The organism is Kribbella catacumbae DSM 19601, assembly GCF_000372465.1.
In the GTDB taxonomy this organism is placed as follows: Bacteria; Actinomycetota; Actinomycetes; order Propionibacteriales; family Kribbellaceae; genus Kribbella; species Kribbella catacumbae.
On the sequence record NZ_AQUZ01000006.1, the window covers coordinates 201631 to 218787 of the forward strand.

The 17157-nt window shown below is 67.9% G+C and carries 16 protein-coding genes; 11 read left to right on the plus strand and 5 right to left on the minus strand.

Annotated features, from left to right (window positions below; genetic code table 11):
- Positions 1-62 precede the first annotated feature (62 nt).
- Entirely contained in the window at positions 63-542 is a 480-nt protein-coding gene (locus A3ES_RS0109145; RefSeq protein WP_020386496.1) for a MarR family winged helix-turn-helix transcriptional regulator, read from the minus strand.
- Positions 543-724: 182 nt separating this feature from the next.
- On the opposite strand from A3ES_RS0109145, the gene A3ES_RS0109150 reads away from it, so the two are divergent.
- The 8 genes from A3ES_RS0109150 to A3ES_RS0109185 all read left to right on the plus strand — a co-directional run bounded on the left by A3ES_RS0109150 (position 725) and on the right by A3ES_RS0109185 (position 9892).
- A complete protein-coding gene (locus tag A3ES_RS0109150; protein WP_051084665.1) occupies positions 725-1900 on the plus strand; it encodes an MFS transporter in 1176 nt (391 codons plus the stop codon).
- A 14-nt stretch (positions 1901-1914) separates the two neighbouring features.
- A complete protein-coding gene (locus tag A3ES_RS0109155; protein ID WP_020386498.1) occupies positions 1915-3069 on the plus strand; it encodes a N(5)-(carboxyethyl)ornithine synthase in 1155 nt (384 codons plus the stop codon).
- A gap of 892 nt (positions 3070-3961) precedes the next feature.
- On the plus strand, positions 3962-5167 hold the full coding sequence (locus A3ES_RS46695) for a precorrin-3B synthase (protein WP_157630408.1): 1206 nt from the start codon (positions 3962-3964) through the stop codon (positions 5165-5167).
- Entirely contained in the window at positions 5164-5799 is a 636-nt protein-coding gene (locus A3ES_RS0109165; protein WP_020386500.1) for a precorrin-8X methylmutase, read from the plus strand. The genes A3ES_RS46695 and A3ES_RS0109165 overlap by 4 nt, the downstream gene beginning before the upstream one ends.
- Positions 5796-7325, plus strand: a complete 1530-nt coding sequence (locus tag A3ES_RS0109170) for a precorrin-2 C(20)-methyltransferase (RefSeq protein ID WP_020386501.1) — start codon at positions 5796-5798, stop codon at positions 7323-7325. The genes A3ES_RS0109165 and A3ES_RS0109170 overlap by 4 nt, the downstream gene beginning before the upstream one ends.
- Before the next feature lie 80 nt (positions 7326-7405).
- Complete coding sequence (locus A3ES_RS0109175; RefSeq protein WP_020386502.1) at positions 7406-8074, plus strand: hypothetical protein; 669 nt, start codon at positions 7406-7408, stop codon at positions 8072-8074.
- Between the two features lie 61 nt (positions 8075-8135).
- Positions 8136-8789: a hypothetical protein gene (locus tag A3ES_RS0109180; protein WP_020386503.1), complete on the plus strand. Its 654-nt coding sequence runs from the start codon at positions 8136-8138 to the stop codon at positions 8787-8789.
- A 41-nt stretch (positions 8790-8830) separates the two neighbouring features.
- On the plus strand, positions 8831-9892 hold the full coding sequence (locus A3ES_RS0109185) for an FAD-dependent oxidoreductase (RefSeq protein WP_020386504.1): 1062 nt from the start codon (positions 8831-8833) through the stop codon (positions 9890-9892).
- On the opposite strand, the gene A3ES_RS0109190 is transcribed toward A3ES_RS0109185, so the two are convergent.
- The 3 genes from A3ES_RS0109190 to A3ES_RS0109200 are packed head-to-tail and all read right to left on the minus strand — an operon-like array spanning position 9809 to position 12648.
- Positions 9809-11065 (minus strand): MFS transporter, encoded by a 1257-nt coding sequence (locus tag A3ES_RS0109190; RefSeq protein WP_020386505.1) that lies wholly within the window; start codon positions 11063-11065, stop codon positions 9809-9811. The two genes, A3ES_RS0109185 and A3ES_RS0109190, sit on opposite strands and share 84 nt — an antisense overlap.
- A gap of 54 nt (positions 11066-11119) precedes the next feature.
- On the minus strand, positions 11120-12151 hold the full coding sequence (locus A3ES_RS0109195; protein WP_237744891.1) for an ArsR/SmtB family transcription factor: 1032 nt from the start codon (positions 12149-12151) through the stop codon (positions 11120-11122).
- 26 nt (positions 12152-12177) lie between these two features.
- Positions 12178-12648: a GyrI-like domain-containing protein gene (locus A3ES_RS0109200; RefSeq protein ID WP_020386507.1), complete on the minus strand. Its 471-nt coding sequence runs from the start codon at positions 12646-12648 to the stop codon at positions 12178-12180.
- A 71-nt stretch (positions 12649-12719) separates the two neighbouring features.
- Here A3ES_RS0109200 and A3ES_RS46700 point away from each other — a divergent pair, with 71 nt between their 5' ends.
- A complete protein-coding gene (locus tag A3ES_RS46700) occupies positions 12720-14819 on the plus strand; it encodes an alpha-amylase family glycosyl hydrolase (RefSeq protein ID WP_020386508.1) in 2100 nt (699 codons plus the stop codon).
- 49 nt (positions 14820-14868) lie between these two features.
- Positions 14869-16164 carry a glycoside hydrolase domain-containing protein gene (locus A3ES_RS0109210; RefSeq protein WP_063745931.1) on the plus strand — a complete coding sequence of 432 codons (1296 nt, stop codon included), beginning with the start codon at positions 14869-14871 and terminating at the stop codon, positions 16162-16164.
- Positions 16165-16182: 18 nt separating this feature from the next.
- Here A3ES_RS0109210 and A3ES_RS0109215 read toward each other — a convergent pair whose 3' ends face one another.
- Complete coding sequence (locus tag A3ES_RS0109215; RefSeq protein WP_020386510.1) at positions 16183-16554, minus strand: cupin domain-containing protein; 372 nt, start codon at positions 16552-16554, stop codon at positions 16183-16185.
- A gap of 64 nt (positions 16555-16618) precedes the next feature.
- Between A3ES_RS0109215 and A3ES_RS0109220 the strand changes: the two genes are divergently transcribed.
- On the plus strand, positions 16619-17083 hold the full coding sequence (locus A3ES_RS0109220; protein WP_040454270.1) for a MarR family winged helix-turn-helix transcriptional regulator: 465 nt from the start codon (positions 16619-16621) through the stop codon (positions 17081-17083).
- Positions 17084-17157 lie beyond the last annotated feature (74 nt).

Below are 17157 nucleotides of genomic sequence, written 5' to 3' on the forward strand. Positions count from 1 at the left end.
CACTTGAGCAGGACAAGAACGACCTTAACAGATAGTTCCGTAGTAGACGATCTTTTAGTGGATCAAGAGCGCTGCCTTGCGCGCCGGACCGGTTGCGCCTCCACCGGCGTCGCGAGCTGGCCGCCGACAAGCTCGGCCAGGGAGTCGGCGAAATGCTTGCGCTGGGAGGCCGCGAGGGCGGCGAGCGCGTCGGCGTGCACCTGGTCGACGATTCGCTGGCCCTCGGCGGCGGCCTCGGCGCCGGCGGGGGTGACGGCGACGATCCGGGCCCGCCGGTCGGTCTGCGACGGCTTGCGCTCGGCGAGACCGGCCTTCTCCAGGGCATCCACGGTCCCGACCATCGTCGTCTTGTCGAGGTACGCGAGCTCGGCGAGCTGGATCTGGGTCCGCTCCTCCTCCAGCGCGTAGAGCAGCACGCACTGCATCCGCGGCGACAGGCCAACCTCGGCCAGCGCGGCGGTCAGCTGGGTCTCCAGTACATGACCGGCATGCTTCAGCAGCCCGGTCAGGTCCGGAACCTTGCGCAACGGTGTATCAGCCATGCGATCAGAGTACCTCGGGATAATCCACTTCCGGATGATCCCAGCCGTCAACTACTCGCGGGTGGAGTGGGAGTGGCGGGGGCGGCGGGGCGGGAGTGGCGGGAAAGCGGCGTTGTGGTTGGGGCTATCAGGGTGGCGGATTTTCGCCAGTTTGCGGAGTGCTGGGCGGCTGGACTTGGTGCATGCCTGTTCTGGAGACGACGACTATTACCCGTTCGCAGCGGCTGGGGTGGCTGGGGGTGATCGCGGTGATGCTTGGGATCTTCTCGATCGTGACCACCGAGATTCTGCCGATCGGGCTGCTTACGCCGATGGCGGGCGACTTCGGCGTCTCGCCTGGGCGGGCCGGGTGGTTGATGACGGTACCCGGGCTGGTCGCGGCTGTTGCTGCGCCCGTCATCACGGTCGCGACGGCCCGGCTGGATCGGCGGATCATGTTGTGCGCGCTGATGGTCCTGCTCGCCACGGCCGACTTCCTGGCGGCGGCAGCATCGGAGTACTGGGTGGAGTTGATCGCCCGGCTGATGGTGGGGATGACCATTGGCGGCTTCTGGTCGATCGGGGCCGGGCTGGCTGCACGGCTGGTACCGGAGCGGTGGGTAGTCCGCGCGACGGCTGTCATCTTCTCTGCCGTGCCACTGGGCTCCGTACTCGGCGTACCAGCGGGCACCTTCATCGGAGAGCACTTCGGATGGCGGGTGCCGTTCGTAGTACTCGGGGTGCTGACTGTCGCCTTGCTGGCCGCCCTGTTGGTTGTACTGCCTCCCCTACCGCCGCTGCAGGTGACACGGCTCGCCGTACTCCGCGACCTCCTCCGCCTGAGGCAGACACGTATCGCCCTCGTCGCAACCTGCTTGATCGTCACCGCCCACTTCGGCACCTACACCTACGTAACACCCTTCCTGCGAGACGTCACCGGCACACACCACATCAGCGAGCTACTACTCGTCTACGGCGCCTCAGGCCTAGTAGGCAACTTCCTAGCCGGTACTACGGTCGCCAGGCACCTGCGAGCCACCTTCATCACCAGTGCAAGCCTCATCGCCGCCGCCACTCTCCTACTCCCGGTGCTCGGCCGATCCACAGCAGGCGCAACTTCGCTACTAGTCGTCTGGGGCATCGCGTACGGCGCAGTACCGGCGTGCTCGATGACCTGGTTCGCCCTGGCAGCTCCGGAAGCTCGGGAGGCGGCCACTGTGCTTTTCACGTCGTCTTTCCAGGCGACTCTGTCCGCTGGAGCCCTCCTCGGCGGGCTGGTCGTCGACGCCATCACCGTGTCCACCACGATGGTCTGCGGCGGCCTGGTAGCCCTCTTGACGGTCTTGATCGTCAGTGGTTGTGTGCTAAACAGGCGGTAACCAAAGGGGCCTTCGTGGACCAGTTAACTCTCGGCGTCATCGGCCGTTCCCGCAAAGAGAACGAGCATCGGCTGCCGATCCATCCGCACCACTTCGACCGGATCGACGAGGATCTGCGCCGACGTGTCTTCCTCGAGTCCGGGTACGGCGAACGCTTCGGCATCTCCGACCTGCAGCTGTCCCAGTCCGTAGCCGGCGTCCTCGACCGGGAACAGCTGATCGCCAAGACCGACGTCGTCCTCCTGCCGAAGCCACAACCGGAAGACCTCGCTGAGCTCCGCTCCGGCCAGGTGCTCTGGGGCTGGCCGCACTGCGTCCAGGACGACAAGGTGACCCAGCTCGCGATCGACCGCGACCTGACCGTGATCGCCTTCGAGGCGATGAACCACTGGACCGCCGACGGCAGGTTCAACCTGCACGTCTTCCACAAGAACAACGAGCTGGCCGGCTACTGCTCCGTGCTGCACGCGCTGGAGCTGATCGGCTCGACCGGCGACTACGGCCGCCGCCTGAACGCCGTCGTGATCGGCTTCGGCGCGACGGCGCGAGGTGCCGTGACGGCACTGGCCGCGCACGGGATCCACGACGTCGACGTACTGACCGGGCGTGGCGTGACGGCGGTCAGCTCGCCGATCCACTCGGCGCGGATGATCCAGTTCGACCACGACGACGCCGACGACACGTCCGACCCGCGGCGCAGTCACGCGCTGATCGACGACGAGCGAGTGCCGCTGGCGGGCTTCCTGGCCCAGCACGACATCGTCGTGAACTGTGTTCTGCAGGACCCGGACGCGCCGTTGACGTTCCTGATACAGGAGGACCTGGCGGAGTTCGCGCCTGGCAGCCTGATCGTCGACGTCTCCTGCGACCTCGGCATGGGCTTCAGCTGGGCCCGGCCGACCGGATTCGGCGAGCCCACCTTCATCGTCGGGGACAACATCACGTACTACGGCGTCGACCACACCCCGTCGTACCTGTGGAACTCGGCCAGCTGGGAGATCAGCGAAGCCCTGCTCCCCTACCTGCGGACAGTGCTCGACGGCCCCGAAGCCTGGCACGCCGACACCACGATCCAGCGCGCCATCGAGATCGAATCCGGCCGAATCCGCAACCCCGGCATCCTCTCCTTCCAGCACCGCTCCCCCGACTACCCCCACCCGCACCTCTAACCACCCCGCCCTCCTCGCGCACGTCGCGCACCTCGCGCACTGCAGCCGTCACCCGCGCCACCAATTGGCCGCAGTACCGGCTGGCCGGCGCACGCTAGGGACTGTGGTTGTCCGTCGGTGTGGTAGGTCATTGCCTCTCACACAGTGGGCTCAACCTCGCCTCGAGCCGTTCGCCCCCTGCTATACCAGCGGGCGAACCGCTCGTCGAGGAGCTGACCCCACCGAAGGGCCTGGTTGCCCCGGCCTCGCGACGCGACCACCACGCCAGCTCCGCACGCCCAGCCCCCGCCCCTCCACTCAGTCCAGCCCCCGCCCGCCCCTCCACTCAGTCCAGGCGACGCCGCGACCAGCCACTCTCCAACCGATGGCGCGTTCGGCGAGCCGGACCTCCCGCAACCTTGTGCACGACCTGAGCGCCCCGCCACCAACTCGCCACCCGCGTCAAGGACAAGGTCGCCGATCAGTAGCCTGTCGCGGACCTTGAGCACCGCGTAGGCACACGGCGACGCGAATCCTGCCTGGCCGGTGCCCAACATGCTCCCCCAACAAGTCGTGCCGCCACCTTGGGCACTGGTCAGCGACTCCAGAGTGTGAATCGCGGCTCGGCGGTGCCCAAGGTGGCGGATTGATGGGTGGCGGTGAGCGGCTGGGTGGTTGGTGGGCAGCGGGCAGGTGCCGGGGCGCCGAGTAGTGGGCAGCGCGCCGGGCTGCGGGCAGGCGCCGGACGGCGGGGGTCGGTAGTGCAGGCGGTCGGCGGTGGGCTGGTGCTGGGCGGCGGGGTGCGGGTAGTGGGCGAGGGCTGGGGTGGTTGGGGATTGGGCAGTGGTGGGGCGTTGGGGTTGTGGGTTGTGGTGCGGAACACAGGGGGAGGGCGGGAAGTAGCATCACGGCCGTGGAGCTTCGTGGGCGGGTGCGACCGGACCGGTGTCCGGGGGTGCTTGCTGTGCATGAGGCGGCTGATGGTGGCCTCGCGCGGGTGCGGCTGCCTGGTGGGGTGCTGAGCGCGGAGCAGCTGAGGTTGCTGGCTGCGGCGGCTGTGGAGCTCGGGGACGGTCACCTGGAGTTGACCTCGCGGGCGAACGTGCAGATCCGGGCGCTGCAGCCGGGCGCGCCGGTGGAGCTGTCCGATCGGCTGTACGCGGCTGGGCTGCTCCCGTCCATCTCACACGAGCGCGTGCGCAACGTCCTCGCCTCGCCACTCTCCGGACTCGACCAGCACAGCCGGTACGACGTACTGCCGGTGGCTGGCGAGGTGGATCGGCTGCTGTGTGCTCGTCCGGGGCTGGCCGGGTTGCCTGGGCGGTTCCTGTTCGCGCTGGACGACGGGCGCGGGGATCTGGCGTCAGCGAAGGCTGATGTGGGCTTGCGGATGGTCGATGGTGAGCGGGGCGAGCTGCTGCTCGCTGGAGTCGCCACCGGCGTACTGGTGGCGGTGGAGCAGGCGGCTGAAGTCATGGTCGCTGCAGCGGAGGCGTTCCTGGCGGAGCGCGCCGAGCAGCAGTCCGAGGCCTGGCGGCTGGCGGAACTGACAGCCGGCCCCAAGCGAGTGCTGGCACGCCTGAGACTTGGAGAGCAGCCCACTGGGCGTCTAGGCGAGCAGACGGGGCGCGGGTTGGCAGCTGGGCGTCTTACAGATCTTGTTGGGGCTGAGGTGTTGGTTGTCACCGTGCCGCTGGGAGTGCTGGACGCCGAGCAGGCTGCGGTTCTGGCGGAGGTTGCTGAGCAAGCGGACACCCAGCAGCGTCCGGTACTGCGTGTTACGCCTTGGCGGTCGGTAGTGGTCGCGGGGGTAGTAGAAGGCGCTGTGCGGCGGCTGGAGGCGGTTGGGCTGGTGTTGGAGCCCTCGTCGCCGTGGAACGGGGTTACGTCGTGTGCTGGGCGGCCGGGGTGCGCGAAGGCCTTGGCGGATGTGCGAGGCGACGCGCGGCGCGTAGTACCGGGCTGGTCGGCCGCGTCAGGGCGGCGCGTGCACTGGGCAGGGTGTGAGCGGCGGTGTGGGCGGCCGGGGGGAGAGTTTGTGGATGTGCTTGCTCTGGCGGGTGGCGGCTACTCGGTTGACGGGGTCGTGATGGAGGTCGACGAGGTGAGGGCGCAGTGAGTGAGAAGTACGAGTACGTGACCGATGGCGCGGAGATCTACCGGCGCTCGTTTGCGACGATTCGTGCGGAGGCTGCGCTCGACGGGCTGCCGGCCGACGTCGCGCAGGTCGCCGTCCGGATGATTCACGCCTGCGGGATGACCGATCTGGTCCAGGATCTCGCGTGGTCGGACGGAGTGGTGAAGGCCGCCCGGACTGCGCTGCAGGGCGGAGCGCCGATCCTGTGTGACGCGGCGATGGTCGCGGCCGGGGTCACCCGCAAACGGCTGCCCGCGGACAACGAGGTCGTCTGCACGCTGAGCGACCCATCCGTGCCCGAGCTCGCCAAGCAGCTGACAACAACCAGAAGCGCAGCGGCGATCGACCTCTGGACGGACCGCCTCGCAGGCTCGGTGGTTGCCATAGGCAACGCTCCCACCGCGCTCTTCCGGCTGCTCGAGCTGATCCGCGACGGCGTGCCCCGGCCGGCCGCGATCCTCGGCATCCCGGTCGGGTTCATCGGTGCCGCCGAGTCCAAGGAAGCTTTGGCCGCCAACGACCTGGGGCTGGAATACCTGGTCGTGCGGGGCCGCCGGGGTGGCAGTGCGATCACTGCCGCCGCCATCAACGCGATCGCGAGCGAGGAAGAATGACCGGACGGCTCTGGGGTGTCGGGCTCGGCCCGGGCGACCCCGAACTCGTGACTGTGAAGGCGGCGCGGCTGATCGGCGAGGCCGACGTCATCGCGTACCACAGCGCCCGGCACGGCCGGAGCATCGCGCGCTCGGTAGCAGCGCCGTACCTGCGCGAAGGGCAGCTGGAAGAGCTGCTGATGTACCCGCTGACCACGGAGACCACTGATCACCCCGGTGGCTACCAGGGCGCGATGGACGACTTCTACACAGACTGCGCCGCACGACTGGCCGCCCACCTCGACGCCGGCCGAAACGTCGTAGTACTGGCCGAAGGCGACCCGTTGTTCTACGGCTCCTACATGCACATGCACAAGCGGCTCACTGACCGCTACAGCTGCGAGGTAGTGCCCGGTGTGACCTCTGTGAGCGCAGCGGCCGCAGTACTCGGCCGCCCGCTGTGTGAGCGCGACGAGATCCTCACTGTGCTCCCCGGCACCTTGCCGACCGACGTACTGGCCGAGCGGCTCCGGACCACCGACGCCGCCGCGGTCATGAAGCTGGGACGGACGTTCGAGAACGTCAGAGAGGCTTTCGAGCTGTCCGGACGGGCAGACGAGGCCTGGTACGTCGAACGCGCGACCACCGACGCCCAGCGCACCGCACCGCTCAAGGACGTCGACCCCGACTCGGTGCCGTACTTCTCGCTCGCCCTGCTCCCCAGCCCGATCAACAACGCCAAGCCGCTCGCCGAAAGCACGGCGATAGCCGTCGAGGGCTCGGTGACAGTAGTAGGCCTGGGACCGGCCGGCCCCGAGTGGATGACGCCGCAGGTGCGGTCGGCGATCGCCGAGGCCGACGACCTGATCGGCTACGGCCCGTACGTCGACCGGCTGCCCGACCGCGCCCGGCAGCGCAAGCACGGCTCGGACAACAAGGTGGAGTCCGAGCGCGCCGCGTTCGCCCTCGACCTGGCCCGCAAGGGGTCGCGGGTGGTTGTCGTCTCCTCTGGCGATCCCGGCGTCTTCGCGATGGCGAGCGCGGTCACTGAGGTCGCGTCCGAACCGGAGTACGCCGACATCGTCGTCAAGGTGCTGCCCGGGATGACCGCGGCGCAGGCGGTGGCGAGCCGCGTGGGTGCGCCGCTCGGCCACGACTACTGCGTGTTGTCGCTGTCGGACCGCCTCAAGCCGTGGGAGGTGATCGCCGCCCGCCTGACCGCGGCAGCGTCGGCTGATCTCGCCATCGCGATCTACAACCCGGCCTCGAAGTCCCGCACCTGGCAGGTCGGCGCCACTCGCGACCTCCTGCTCGAACACCGCTCCCCGACCACTCCTGTCGTGATCGGCCGCGACGTCGGCGGTCGCGCGGAGTCGATCACGGTCACCACGCTCGCGGAGCTGGATCCGGACCAGGTCGACATGCGCTGTCTGCTGCTGATCGGCTCCTCGCAGACCCAGACGATGGCCCGCGCAGGCGGGGAGTTGGTCTTCACTCCTCGCCGCTATCCGGACGCGCCATTGAGGTCGGCTGCAAGAGATAGTTAAGTCCTCTCAATACCCGGCATGAGCCGCCCACCTTCCGGGTAGGGACCCCGCCGCAGGGCGGACTGTGAGGAGAAACGGCAGTGGATAACGGCGACACCATCACCTTGACCAAGCCCGGGAACGATTCGGCGACCCAGCGTTACGAGGAGGCACGGGCGGCCGCTCACCGAGCGATGACCAACGTCACGTTGATCCCCGACAAACCGCTGCCACCCGAGCCGACCGACCCCGAGCGCCTGTCCTACCGCGGCTTCAAGTTCGGCGCGGCGTTCTTCGGCTGGCTGATCATGGGCTCCATGGTCGTGCTACTCAGCGCAATCGTCACCGGCGCGACAGCCGGTACCACCTACGTTCTGGACTACACCAGAGCCGACGCCGAGGGCCAGGCCGGTACTACGGCCATCGCCGCGGCAGCCGTCTTCGTGCTGATGCTCAGTCTCGCCTTCTACACCGGCGGGTACGTCGCCGGCCGGCTCGCGCGCTTCGACGGCGTCCGGCAGGGTTTCGGCGTCTGGATGATCACGTTCTTACTGATCGTGTTCGCGGCGACCGTCGGCGCCTTCCTGAACAGCCAGTACGACCTGACCGGCCGGGTCGACCGCCCCGACGTACCGCTCAGCAACGACGTCCTGCTGACCGGCGGGCTCATCACCGCGGCCGCGCTGCTGATGTTCCCGCTACTCGCTGCATTGCTCGGCGGCAAAACGGGCCAGCGCTACCACGACAAGATCGACAGTCTGCTCGATTAAGGCGCATAACGACGGGTACGAGGGAGGGAGCACGGGGCTGTCTATGTAAGGAGACGGCGACATGGTTCAGCAATACCGGGACGACTCTGACACCCAGCGGTTCACCCCGTCCAGGCAGGTCAGCGAGGACCCGGTGGTGGAGGAGCGGACCCCCGCGACCCATCGGGCCGACATCAAGACGTCCACGGCGGCCGAGGTCAACCCGGCCTACCGGGGCTTCAAGTCCGGAGCCGCGTTCTACGGCTGGTTGATCGCGATCGGCCTGACAGTGCTGCTGACCGGAGTGATCAGCGCGATCGCCGCCGCGGTCGACTACGCGATCACCATCGACCGCTCGGCGGCCGAGGCCAACGCCGGCACCATCGGCATCGTCTCCGGCGCCGTCCTGGTGGTGATGATGGCGATCGCCTACTACAACGGCGGGTACGTCGCCGGCCGGCTCGCGCGCTTCGACGGCGCGCGGCAGGGCATCGGCGTCTGGGCCATCGGCCTGATCGTGACCCTGATCGTCGCCGGGATCGGCGCGCTCGCCGGGTCGCAGTACGACGTGTTCGACCGGGTCGACCTGCCGGCGATCCCGATCTCCGACGAGACCCTGACCGCGGGCAGTCTGATCCTCGCGGCCGCCGTCTTGGTGGTCAGCCTGCTGGCCGCGATGATCGGCGGCAAGGCCGGGCAGCGCTACCACAAGCGCATCGACAACAGCTGGGAGTGATCCGGGGAAGATCCGTGCCTGCCTGAGGTGTTGCACTGGGTGTGAAGAGCACCCAGGTGGCAGTGATCGGGGCTGGGCAGGCCGGACTGTCGGCGGCGTATCACCTGGTCAGGATGGGATTCAGCCGGTACGACGGGGTCGTGGTGCTCGACCGCAACCCGGCACCGGGTGGCGCCTGGCAGCATCGCTGGGACTCGCTCACCATGCACGACGTGCACGGCGTCTCCAACCTGCCGGGCGTCGCAGTACCGGACAGTGCCGGTGATGAGCGGGCCAACGTATTTGTCCCGCAATATTTCGCACACTACGAAACAACATATGAGCTTCCAGTACTCCGGCCGGTGGTCGTGGAGAGAGTGCGGCACGACGGCGAACTCTTCGAGCTGACCACCGATCACGACAGCTACCAGGCCGAGGCGATCGTCAACGCGACCGGCACCTGGAACCGTCCCTTCATCCCTTGGTATCCCGGCATCGAGACGTTCAAGGGCAAGCAACTGCACACGGCCGACTACAACGGCCCGCGGGACTTCACCGGCCAGCACGTGCTCGTGGTCGGCGGCGGCGCCTCCGCCGTCCAACTCCTCGCCGAGATCTCCGAGTACGCCGAAACGACGTGGGTGACCCGACGGCCACCGGAGTGGCGTACGCCGGGTGAGGAGTTCGGGCCGGAGATCGGCCGCCAGATCATCGCCAAGGTGGAGGAACGCGTCCGGGCCGGGCTACCACCCAAGAGCGTAGTAGCAGTCACGGGCCTGCAGTTGCGCGAACAGGAGCAGGCGGCGTACCGGAAGGGCGTCTACACCCGGCTGCCGATGTTCGAGCGGATCACGCCTGCTGGCGTCGAGTGGGCGAACGGGCGCAAGCAGCAGGTCGACGCCATCTTGTGGGCGACGGGCTTCCGGGCCGACCTTGGTCATCTCGCACCGCTCCATCTGCGCGAACCCTCCGGCGGCATCCGGATGGACGGCACGCACACGGTCCTCGAGCCCCGGGTCCATTTGGTCGGCTACGGCCCTTCAGCGAGCACTATCGGCGGCAACCGGGCCGGGTTCTCGGCCGCTCGCCAGCTCCGCGACCTGCTCCAGCCGGTCGCGGCCTGACTCCGCCCGTCGGACGACGACGGGGATGAAGGCTCCGGCGAGCAGGAAGATGGTGGCAGTGAGCAACCATCCCGGCCAGCCCCAGCTGACTGCGACCACGGTCAGCACGAACGGCGCGATCAGATCGCCGACCTGATGTCCCATTGCGTAGGCTCCCTGGTACTGGCCTTGCGCGCCAGCCGGCGCCAGCTCGAAGCTGATCCCCCATCCGCCGGCCGACTGCAACATCTCCCCCAGGACGTGAACCACCGCGGCCACCAGGAGCAGGGCGATCGTCACCGCACCCGACGTCACATCGGTCACCGCCAGGACCGCGCAGGCCAGCGCGAGCAGGAGTCCGGCTCGACGGCCCGCCCGGGCGGCGCCAGCCAGGTGTTCGGTGCCTCGGGCAACTCTGAGCTGCAGCAGGATGACGGCCACCGAGTTCGTCACCAGCAGCACCGAGATCAACCAGGTCGGCGCGTCGGTCGCGGTCGCCACCCACAGCGGGATCGCCACCTGGGCCATCGAGTTGTGCATGCTGAGCAGGCCGTCGAGCGCGACGAAGACCAGGAACGGCCGGTCCTTCAGCGCGGTGAACCCCGACGGACCCGTTGCCGACGGCACCGGAGCCAGCCTCGGCATGCCCCATCGCACCACCGCGGCCGTGACCAGGTACGTCGCCGCGTTGGCGAGCAGGGCGATCACGTAGACCTCGGCCCTGTCGACGGCGAGCACGATCCCGGCCAGGCCCATCCCGACGCCCATCCCGATGTTCGTCGTCACCCGCAGGATCGCCCGGGTGCGGACCCGCTGATCGGGCGGAGCCAGGCCGGCGATCAGAGCGCCTTTCGCGCCGCGCTGGCCCGAGTCCGCGATCGCGGTCAGGGCCGCGATACCGACGTACAGGGGAAAGGAACGGACCTGGGTCAGTGCGCTCATCGTGATCGCCTGCAGCAGGAGGAACACGATGTACGCGCGCTTGGGCCCGAGGCGGTCGGCGGCGACGCCCAGCGGCGTACTCGCGATCAGGCCGACCAGACCGGCGACCGTCAGGCCGATACCGACTTGCCCAACGGATAGACCTGCCACCCGAGTCAGATAAAGCGCGCCGACGGCGGCGTACACCCCGTTGCCGAAGGTGTTGACCAGGGTCGCGGCGACCAGGCGGCGGACCGGCGGCGGAAGGCTCATGATCACCAGCCAACAGCCAGGCCGGCCCGGCGGCCGTTGGATTGACGGAAATCGTCAGCGCATCACGAGGTCGAGCAGATCTGTGCCGATGCTGCGCATCGCGGTTTCGTCCAGCCGGTAGGCGACGAACCTGCCCTGGCGCTCGGCCGTCACCAGCCCGGCTCTGGTCAGTGCGCGCAGATGCCGGGTGACCTGCGTCGGGTTGAGGTTCCAGATCGTCGCGATCTCCCCCGCGGTCCTCGACTCGCTCGCGACGGCGCGGCAGACCTGCAACCGATCGGGCACAGCCAGCGCCTCCAGCCGATGGCGAATCGCCTGCGCAGTCGGTACTGCGGCCTGCCCGCGACCGCCGGCCGGATAGATGATGGTCAGCGGCTCGCCGGGCACCTCGCCGAGGAACAGGTGGGGAGCGATGAAGTTGCTGGGCACCAGCAGGAGCGAGTGCTGAGCCACGTCGATGCGCTTGTTCTGGACCTTCTGCACGACCATGCCGTCCGGATCGCGTACTTCGATCGACGCGTCCAGCGACCGCAGCATCGCGCTCAGCCCGTCGCGCACGCCCAGATCCCGATCCTGCCTGCCTCGCGCCGCCAGCTGATCCCGCGACTCGGCCCAAACCTCACCGAACCACCCGTGCCAGCACAAGTCGAGCAGGTCGAGAAACTCTGCGACGGGCTCGGCCGGATCCGTCAGCAGCCTCTCCACCAGAGCCGCGATCGACGGCCCCCGGCTCCGGGCCCAGCGCCGTACTGCGTCGGCGTCGGTCGTCCGGGTGCTCAGCGGACGGCCACGCAGCGGGCGAACCAACTCCGCGGCAAGGTCCTCGGGCGGGCGTGATCGCAGCGCCGCGAGCTCGTCGGAGAAGGCCGGCACGCCGGTCGCCGTACTGGTCGCGAAGAAGCGGGCCCGCACCGCACGGACCGTCCAGGCCCAGGCCGCGAGGTCCTTCCGGAGTACTGCGGGGACCTGCTCGGCCCACTCGGTGCGACCGTGATGCCGAGGTTCGGCGAGGACGTGGAGAGCGCATCCGAGCTCGATCAGCGGCGAGGCGACATGCCGGACCCGCTCAGGATCGAGCCGGCTCACCCCGGCCAGGATCGTCGGCAACGCGATCAGCCGCGGAGCCGGAAGAGCAGTTCGGTCTCCCAGTTGTCCATGTCTTCGTCGACGTCCGACTTGTAGACCTCGAGGCGGCAACCCCACTTGTCGCCATCGCTGTCCCAAACGAGTCCTTGCTCGGCGCCCCAGGCGAGCAGATCGCGGGTGGCGTCGACCAGCTTGTCCGGGTGACCGATGTGGGTCACGCTGGCGTAGCGACCGGCCGGGAGTACTCCGGCGACGATCTCGCCCTCACCGTGCTGCCGCTCCTCGACCGGGACACCGATCTCCAGGACCAGCCCGTGCTCCATGTCGACGACGTCGTACTTGAAGAACACCTCACCGACCGGGTCGATGGTGCGCGCGGCGAGCCAGCCGAACAGGTCCGGCGTCCGCCGGGCGAATTCGGCGATCTCGTTCATCGCGATCTTGCCGCGCAGCGCGACGTACGGCTGGGCCTCGCGGTCGACGATCGTGGGGTCCATCGATCCTCCAATGCTGTCCGGTGGAGGCCATCTTGCCGGACGATGGTCCCGAGCCGGGATAGCCTGCTCGCGTGAAGCGCTCTGTAGTCGTCTCGTTGCTCACCGCTAGTACGCTCGCGCTAGGGCTTGCCGGTACGGCGACTGCGGCCGACCCGGGTGACGCCGCGTTGGCGCGGGACTCGCTGCGCTCGGACCTGACCGGCGTCCCGTTCTACATGACGATGATCGATCGCTACGCGAACGGCGACCAGCGCAACGACCGTGGCGGGCTGGACTCCGGGACGCGGCTGCAGAACGGGTTCGACCCGACGGACAAGCAGTTCTTCCACGGCGGCGACCTGGCCGGGCTCTCGTCGAAGGTGGACTACCTGGCCGGCCTCGGGGTGAAGGCGCTCTGGGTGAACCCGCCGTTCCGCAACCGCTGGGTGGTCGACCTCGGGCCGGCGGGCGCGTTCGCGGCGTACCACGGGTATGCGATCATCGACTTCACCAGCTTCGACCCGCACTTCGGTACCGCGCAGGAGATGCGCGCGCTGGTCGACAAGGCGCATGCGCGGGGCATCAAGGTGTTCTTCGACATCACCGCGCAGTACACGGCGGACGTGATCACCTTCGCCGGCGAGCACCCGTACAAATCGTTGCAGGAAGCCCCTTACAAGGATGCCAATGGCAAGGTCTTCGACATCGAGGCGATGGCCGGGCGGCCGGACTTCCCGAAGCTCTCTGTCGACAAATCCTTTCCGTACAAGCCGATCCTGGCTCCTGAGGCGGCGCAACTGAAGAAGCCGGCCTGGCTGAACGATCCGACGCTCTACCACAACCGCGGCGACGCGACCGTCTACGAGGGCGAGCAGTTGCTGTACGGCGACTTCTTCGGCTTGGACGACCTGATGACCGAGCACCCGCGCGTGGTCGCCGGGATGGAGCAGATCTACTCGTCCTGGATCGACCAGCTGAACATCGACGGCTACCGGATCGACACCGCCAAGCACGTGAACGACGAGTTCTGGCAGGCGTTCGCGCCCGGCGTACGGGCTCATGCCGTTGCTCGTGGCAAGAAGGACTTCTTCATCTTCGGCGAGGTCTACAGCGGTGATCCGGAGCTGACCTCGCACTACAGCACCGCGGCGAAGATGCAGTCGGTGCTGGACTTCCCGTTCCAGGGCGCGGCCCGGGACTTCGTGTCCGGCAAGGGCTCGTCGCTGCTCGGCCAGGTGCTCGAGTCCGACGACCTCTACACGGACGCGGACTCGAATGCGTACTCGCTGACTACCTTCGTCGGCAATCACGACATGGGCCGGCTGTCGATGATGCTGAAGCAGGATCACCCCGACATCAGCGAGCAGGAGTTACTGGCCAGGGTGAAGCTGGGCAACGAGTTGCTCTTCCTGTGGCGCGGCAACCCGGTGATCTACAACGGCGACGAGCAGGGCTTCATCGGCACGGGTGGCGACGCCGAGACGCGGCAGGACATGTTCCCGACGCAGGTGGCCGCCCACAAGACGCAGGACCAGGTCGGCACCGACAAGACGCCCGCCGACGACAACTTCGACCCCACACATCCGCTCTATCGCCAGCTGCGGTCATTGGCCGGCTTCACTGCCGCTGACCCGGTCTGGAAGCGCGGCAACCAGGTACTGCGGCTCGCCTCCGGCGACGTGATCGCCTTCAGCCGGATCGACCCTACGACGGGTCGCGAGTTCCTGGTGGTCGCCAATGCGTCCAACTCGGCGCAGACCGTCGACGTACCGATTGGCGCGTCAGGTACGCAGTACGAGCGGATCCGTCCGGCCTTGCAGACGGCTGGTGTCACGCAGGTGACGAGCACCGACGACACGCTCAAGCTCACCTTGCCGCCATTGAGTGCAGGCGTCTATCGCAGCCGGAGCGCGCTGCCGGCCGACCCGGCCGCCCCGAAGCCGACACTCGCGCTGGGCGACAACACGACCCAGGACGGCCGCACGGAGCTCGTCTCGACCGTCTCTGGCGTCTCCTATGCGCAGGCGACGTTCGCGCTGCGCGTGCCGGGCCAGCAGAAGTGGACCGTCCTCGGCACCGACGACGCCCCGCCGTACCGCGTCTTCTCGAAGCTGCCGGCCGGCAAGCTCGAGCTCCGCGTCGTCGCCAAGGACCGCCAGAACCGTCTCGGAGCTGCATCCCTACTCCGCTAGGCATTGCAGGGCGCCTCTTGGAGGCGTGTACTGCTAGGGGGTGGTCTTCATGAGGCGTTTGCGGTTGATTGTCGCGTTGCTGTGTGGCGGGCTGGCGCTGGGGATGGTGGTACCGGCAGCAGCTGAGCCGGCGACATCGGTGGGGTATCCGGCGAGTGCGACGGCGACGAGGTTCACAGGGTTGGCGTTCGACACCTGTACTGCGCCGACGGTCGCGCAGATGGCGGCGTGGAAAGCGTCACCGTACAAGGCGGTCGGGATCTACTTCGGCGGCGTGAACCGTGGTTGCACGCAGCCGCAGCTGACGGGCAGCTGGGTGAGCAGTGTGACGCGGATGGGGTGGCGGCTCATCCCTATCTACATGGGCTATCAGGCGCCCTGCACAACACGTGCCAACGCGGTGAAGATGACTACACCGTCCGCTGCAACACAGGGGACGAGCCAGGCGGCAGATGCGGTCGCCAAGGCCGCAGCGATCGGGCTACTGCCGGGCAGTGCGATCTACGGCGACATGGAGCACTACAACGCAACCGATGCGACCTGCCGGGCGACAGTACTGCGGTACTTGTCGTCCTGGACGAAGGAGCTGCACCGACGCGGCTACATCTCAGCGGTGTACGCCCACCGGGATTCCGGCGCTCGCCACTTGGCAGAGGTCTACAACTCGACGGCGTACGCGCGCCCGGACGCGGTGTGGATCGCCTTCTGGGACCGGAACTCCGCGCTGACCGGCTGGCCGGCGATCTCCGATCGCTACTGGGCCGTGGGCCAGCGGGCCAAGCAGTACCGGGGTGATCACAACGAAACCTACGGCGGCGAAACGCTGAACATCGACAACGACCGCTTCGACGCACCGGTCGCTTCGGTTTGGTACACCTACACGGTCAGGACGACCATCTACAGCTACAGCGGCCCCTCCACCGCCTACCCGAGACGGGCGACGATCGCCCGGAACGCCGGCATCCGCATCGTTTGCCAGACGTACGGCCCGAAGATCGGCACCACCACAGTGTGGAACAAGCTGATCGACGGCACCTACGTCACGGACTACTACGTCCGCACACCCAACAAGACCGGCTACAGCGCACCGATCCCGGGTTGCAGCTACCCGTACCAAACGACGATCGACAACCTGTCCAGGCGCCGCGGTCCCGGTACGTCGTACAGCGCCTACCCAGGTCTTCTGCCGATCGGCTCGCTGGCATGGGTGACTTGCCAGCGAGCCGGGTCGACAGTCGGTACTACGGCCGTCTGGGACCGGCTGACCGATGGGAGCTGGGTGACCGACTACTACGTCGCCAACCCGAGCAACACCACCTACAGCGCTCCCATCCGCCGCTGCTGACCTACTACTGCTTGTTGGCTACTTGGCCCAGGGCGGCTGCACCGTGGTCCCGTCGGCCATGGTGCCGGTGAAGCCCGCAGTGATGGCGACGTGGATCTCAGCGTCGCTGTCACCGAGGTTACGAACCTGGATCGGCTCTCCCGCCGGTACTACGGCCGCATCGCCGGCGCCGAGCTTCTCGCCGCCCGGTGTGATCTGCACGGTGCCGGACAGGACCATGAAGATCTCGTCGCGGTCCAGCGTGTGCGGCGCATCGTCGCGAGGGCCTGCGGCCAGCCGCAGCCGCCAGGTGCACAGCCCTTCGGAGCCCAGGCTGGGCGCGGCCAGCACGGTGAACTGCGCACCCGGAAGATCGAACTGCGGCGCTTCGGCCGCGCGGATGATCGGCATCTGTCCCCCTGTCAGGAATTAGACAAGCTGACTTGTTCAACTTGGCTTGTCTATCATGGGTGACATGACGACGAATGGCAAGCCCGATTTCGGCATCCTGCTGCTGCTCGCGGAGCAGGAGTTCGTCCGCGAACTGCGCGCGACGACCGCGGCCCAGGGCTTCGACGACCAGGGCCGCTCCGACGGCTTCGTGCTGCGAACCCTCGGCCGGGCACCAGCGACGATCAGCACCCTCGCGATCCGGCTGGACATCACCAAACAGGGCGCGGCCCAGATCGTCGACGACATGGAACGCCGCGGCTACGTCGAACGCCACCCCGACCCCACCGACGGCCGGGCCCGCCTGATCCACCTCTCCGAACGCGGCCAGGCAGCCCTGGCCGCGGCGAGACGCTTCCACCAGTCCTACGAACGCAAACTCCGCAAGTCCCACGGCGACGACGCAATCGACGCAGTACGTGCTGTCTTCACCGCGATGGCAGGCAAAGACAGCACCACCGACCCCCACTTCCGCGCCCTGATGTTCTAGCTGAAGCACTGCGGTCTCCACCCCGCCTATGGGGCTCCACCCCCTGTACCGGGGTTCGCCCCCTGGTCTGCGAA

What these genes read in the sequence shown, in the direction of transcription:
- A3ES_RS0109145 (WP_020386496.1), bottom strand. Translation starts at nt 542, where the DNA reads ATGGCTGATACACCGTTGCGCAAGGTTCCGGACCTGACCGGGCTGCTG.
- A3ES_RS0109220 (WP_040454270.1), top strand. Translation starts at nt 16,619, where the DNA reads ATGACGACGAATGGCAAGCCCGATTTCGGCATCCTGCTGCTGCTCGCG.
- A3ES_RS0109170 (WP_020386501.1), top strand. Translation starts at nt 5,796, where the DNA reads ATGACCGGACGGCTCTGGGGTGTCGGGCTCGGCCCGGGCGACCCCGAA.
- A3ES_RS0109210 (WP_063745931.1), top strand. Translation starts at nt 14,869, where the DNA reads ATGAGGCGTTTGCGGTTGATTGTCGCGTTGCTGTGTGGCGGGCTGGCG.
- A3ES_RS0109180 (WP_020386503.1), top strand. Translation starts at nt 8,136, where the DNA reads ATGGTTCAGCAATACCGGGACGACTCTGACACCCAGCGGTTCACCCCG.
- A3ES_RS0109200 (WP_020386507.1), bottom strand. Translation starts at nt 12,648, where the DNA reads ATGGACCCCACGATCGTCGACCGCGAGGCCCAGCCGTACGTCGCGCTG.
- A3ES_RS0109150 (WP_051084665.1), top strand. Translation starts at nt 725, where the DNA reads ATGCCTGTTCTGGAGACGACGACTATTACCCGTTCGCAGCGGCTGGGG.
- A3ES_RS0109190 (WP_020386505.1), bottom strand. Translation starts at nt 11,065, where the DNA reads ATGAGCCTTCCGCCGCCGGTCCGCCGCCTGGTCGCCGCGACCCTGGTC.
- A3ES_RS0109215 (WP_020386510.1), bottom strand. Translation starts at nt 16,554, where the DNA reads ATGCCGATCATCCGCGCGGCCGAAGCGCCGCAGTTCGATCTTCCGGGT.